This is a genomic window from Streptomyces sp. NPDC006544 (assembly GCF_040611715.1).
In the GTDB taxonomy this organism is placed as follows: Bacteria; Actinomycetota; Actinomycetes; order Streptomycetales; family Streptomycetaceae; genus Streptomyces.
Map to the genome: position 1 here is coordinate 1 of NZ_JBEXOV010000193.1, position 4,047 is coordinate 4,047.

Below are 4,047 nucleotides of genomic sequence, written 5' to 3' on the forward strand. Positions count from 1 at the left end.
CTTCGTACTCACCCTCTCGGGCTTTCCTCCGGGCGCTTCCTTCGTTCTTGTGTCTCCGACTCTATCAGACTCTTTCGTGTCCGATTCCCAGTCAGCGGGTTTCGCTTTCCAGGTTTTCGCTTTCGCGTTTCCCTTTCCGGCGAGACCGACTCTATCAGAAGTTTTCCACCGGATTTCCCGGCTTCAGATTCCTGGATGAAGAGTCGAGGGTGCCCACGCCGAATTGCTTCTTTGGGGGCCGGTTGCCGAACTTGTCCAGTTCCAGGCAACCGTTTAACTCTACATGACGCCCCCTACGCGGTCAAAATCGTCGCGCCCCGCCAAGGAGGGCCGGCCCCGAGACCCAAGACTCAGGACCACTCCGGGCCCGAGCCTCGAGACCGGCCGGCGACGGCTTCCGGGGACGAACCGCGACCGACGCGGCGGCGACGGGGCCCTCAGCCGTCACCAGGGAGGCAGACCCCTGCCGGCTGCAGGGGCCTGGCCGCCTCCTCCCGCACCACGAGTTCCGCAGCGACCAGGGGGGCGCCGCCGGCCCGGGCGAGGAGCGCTTCCACGTCATAGTTGGAGGGTCCCCCGGCGCCGAGCAGGCCGAGGGTCAGGTCCGGGCCGAAGACCTCCCGGTGGACCGAGGCATCCCGCTCGGGGCAGAGCCGGTGCAGCGCCGTCAGCAGCTCCCACGCACCGGCGTCCAGTTGCCCCCGCTGCACGGGGTCGCACGCCCTCACCGCGGCCGCCACGCCCGCCGCGTCAGGCTCGTACTCCAACAGGGCGGGCAACAACTCGGGAGCCCCCATGATCCGGGCGGCTGCGAACGTATGGACGTGGGCGCCGGCCGGATCCTCCAGCAGCGCCCCCAGCAGCGGCACCGCCCGCGGGTCATGCCGCCGGGCCAGCCCGCGGATTGCCTCCTCGCGCACATCGGCGTGGTCGTCGGCCGTCCGCTCCCAGAGAGCCGCGCGGATCTCGGGACCGTCGGCCTCGGCCTGGAACCCCAACGTGAACGTCGCCCAGTTCCGGACCTCCGGATCCTCGTCACGAGTCAACGTGACGAGCGCACGGACCTCCGCCCCGTCCGGCCGGCCCGCGAGAACCCCGGGGAACGAGGAAGCCACCTCCTGGCGGACGCCGGCGTCGGGATGTCCGGCCAGGGCGACCAGAACGGGCACGGCACCTGCCTCGCCCGTCCCCCCGATCGCACGCACCAGGGACCTCAGCACGCACCCCTCGGTCTCCCGCGCGGCCAGGGCGACCAAGGCGGCAGCCGTCGCCCCGCGGACCGCCTCGTTCTGACCGCTCGCCTCTCCCAGCAGGTCGCATCCGATCTCGCGCTCGAGCGGTTCAGCGGAACCGATGAGTTCCAGGCCGACCCGCACCGCCCCCGCCCCGTCGACACCCGCCCGCTTCAGCAGCGCCCCGTACTCCTCCCAGTCACCGGCCTCCCCAGCGGCGCGCGCTGCCGCCACCACCCGCCCGACCGCCTGCGCCACCGCGTCCGCTTCCATCCGCGCATTGTGGTGGATGCGGTGGATGCCCTTCGCGAGGGCATCGGCCCGGCAAGGAAGGGCGAGGCCCCTCCGCGCCCGCCCACATCAGCCCCTGTGCCCGTGCACCGCACCCGGGAGAAAGGACCGCGTCTGGAACGATGCGCCTGTGCACGCTGATGACCGGATCGCCGAGGTGGTCTCGGCCGACCTCGCCACGCTCCTGCGGAACGCTGACGCCAGCCGTCCGGTGCAGATCGCTCCCTCCGTCTGCGGCGGAGGCGGCGGGCGCGTGTTCTTCGTGCCCGTCGACGACGTCGAGGGCGGAGCCGAGCGGGTGTACCTGGGCTGCGGCGGCCGTGCGTTCCTCGCGGACAGCGAGGAATTCTGGGAGGACGCGGATCCTGGCGAGGCCGGTTGCCCGTGCGGGGGCGTCGAGTTCGAGACGGCAGTCGCGTTCTCGCTCGCCGACGACGGCTCGGTCCGCTGGGTGACGGTGGGGCTGCGGTGCCCCAGGGACGGCGCGGTGGGGATCCACGCCGACTGGCAGATCGACTACGCCCCCACCCACCACCTCCTCACCCTGGTCCAGATCCGGGAAGCAGGGCCCGAGCAGGACGAGGCCTTACCCGGTCCGGCCGGCCACTCGTCCGACTCGCCCTGGCCGACCGGTCACCGGTTCGCCGAACGGACCCGGGGCCCGCCAGGCCGCCATCCACGCACCGCTCGAAGCCGGCCACAGCCGCCGTTCGAGCCAACGTCAGCTCGACATGACCTGGCGAACCGTCCCGCGCTTCGCCGACGCTACGGCGCCGGAGCAGCTGTTCACCCGGCAGTGGCAGCACCGGCCTCGGCCTTCCCAGCCTCCACCCCCTCACCAAGCCAATCGATCGGGATCGCGACGCATCGATCGCTGGCGTCTACTCCATGTGCTGCCCTCACTGCGACGTGAACTAACCGTCGTCATCGGCGACCACGGGCCCTACTCGGCAATCCGGGTGTGGCATGCCGGAGACGTAGAAAGACGAGATCTGAAGCCCGTGCAGCCGGGCGACCTCACAGGTACCGGTCCCGGTCTCTGGATGCACGACACGGCAGTCCGTGATCGGAACGGGCTCCTTCCCGACGTACGACGAGGCCGCTCCACCCGCGGCCGGGCAGCCCGCTGATGTCGGACAGGTCGATGGGCGGTCCGATGCTGTCGTCAGAGGAGGAGTGTTGGTCTGTATGCGGTGAGACCCACGGCCCCCGGGGGGCGCCCGGCCGGCACCCACCGCTGCCGCCGGATCCCGGCTGCCGAGTGCGGCGCAGGAACAGGACCCGGGCCCCCACGGAGGAGGAACGAGAGCACCTGGCCGAGCTGAGCCTCGAGCACCGGCTTCCTGAGGTGTCGGAGACGAACCCGCGGCCGATGACCGACCTGACGCAGCTGTACCGGCGGGATGTCCCGGACCTACCGGCGGAGCCGGGCGGCTGCGACCTGCTCCAGGTGTTCCGGTCCTTTCGACGGGGACGGCCTGAGGCGATCCGGCCTTGAGTCGCACCTACGCCGGCGGCGGTCGTTCGGCCGGGGCGGGATCGCGTCGTGCTCGTACGTGGCCGGGCCCCTGGGCGGTCTCCTCGTACGCGGTGCGCCAGGCGTCGTTGTCCGCGCAGGAGCGCCCGATGGCCGGCCACTCCTCGAGGAGGACGGCGAGGGTCGATCCCCAGGGAGGACGACGGTCTCCGCCTCAGAGCCCGCCGGACCCTGCCCGTCGCCGCGCTAGAGGTTGACGCGTTTCAGGTAGACGCGGCTGCGGTGGGGGATGGTCTGGTACCAGAGCATCAGGTGCTCGTCCTCGTACGTACGCAGCCGCATCGGGTGGGCGTCCTCGTAGAGGCTGCCGTCCTTGGGGTCGACGGCCATCGACGCGAGGTCCACCAGGCCGTCCATCACGGCGGCTACGAGGGCCTGTTGGTCCGCGGGCATGTCGCCCAGGACCCAGATACGGCTCGGATCGCATTCCCACGCCCAGCCGGTGTCGTTCTCGGCGCCCTCGCCGCGTGAGCTCACAGGCCGATCTCGCGCTGGGCCTCGGCCAGAATGCGGCTGCTCGTCTCCATCGCCGCCTGGAACTCCTGTTCCGTGGCCGCGGGGTCGCCGGCGACGCGTTCTGCTGCGTGCAGGGCGGCCGCCCGCGCCGGCCAGCGGTGGATGGCCACGTGGGTGGCCCACTTGATCAGGAAGAAGCGCAGGGGATTGATGGCGCCGGTCTCGGCCGCGCGGTCGAACGCCTCGTTGCATTCCTTGTCGAGCGCCGCCAGGCTCGCCATGTCGATCCGTCGCACCGCATCGCGCAGGGCTTCCCGCGTCATCGCCGGCTGAGGGATGAGCGGGCCGCCGGCTTCCAGCTGCTGAGCAGTCATCGTGTCCTCCTGGGAACGCGGCCAGGATACCCAGCCCCGCACGATCGGGCCGGGCAAAGGTCCGTGAACGCAGAAAAGCCCCGCACCGTGCCCTGTAAGGGCTGGTGCGGGGCTTTCCCACAATAATTGTTCGGCGGCGTCCTACTCTCCCACAGGG

General features: G+C 71.0%; 4 protein-coding genes. 1 reads left to right on the forward strand and 3 read right to left on the reverse strand.

From position 1 onward, the window contains the following. Positions 1-437: 437 nt before the first annotated feature. Positions 438-1,505, reverse strand: a complete 1,068-nt coding sequence (locus tag ABZY44_RS37325) for a HEAT repeat domain-containing protein (protein WP_356661947.1) — start codon at positions 1,503-1,505, stop codon at positions 438-440. Between the two features lie 148 nt (positions 1,506-1,653). On the opposite strand from ABZY44_RS37325, the gene ABZY44_RS37330 reads away from it, so the two are divergent. After that, entirely contained in the window at positions 1,654-2,436 is a 783-nt protein-coding gene (locus ABZY44_RS37330; protein WP_356661949.1) for a hypothetical protein, read from the forward strand. A gap of 810 nt (positions 2,437-3,246) precedes the next feature. Here ABZY44_RS37330 and ABZY44_RS37335 read toward each other — a convergent pair. After that, positions 3,247-3,537 carry a hypothetical protein gene (locus ABZY44_RS37335; RefSeq protein WP_356661951.1) on the reverse strand — a complete coding sequence of 97 codons (291 nt, stop codon included), beginning with the start codon at positions 3,535-3,537 and terminating at the stop codon, positions 3,247-3,249. Then, the gene (locus ABZY44_RS37340; protein WP_356661953.1) at positions 3,534-3,890 is read right to left on the reverse strand and encodes a hypothetical protein; all 357 of its coding nucleotides are present in this window, start codon (positions 3,888-3,890) and stop codon (positions 3,534-3,536) included. The genes ABZY44_RS37335 and ABZY44_RS37340 overlap by 4 nt, the downstream gene beginning before the upstream one ends. Between the last annotated feature and the right edge of the window lie 157 nt (positions 3,891-4,047).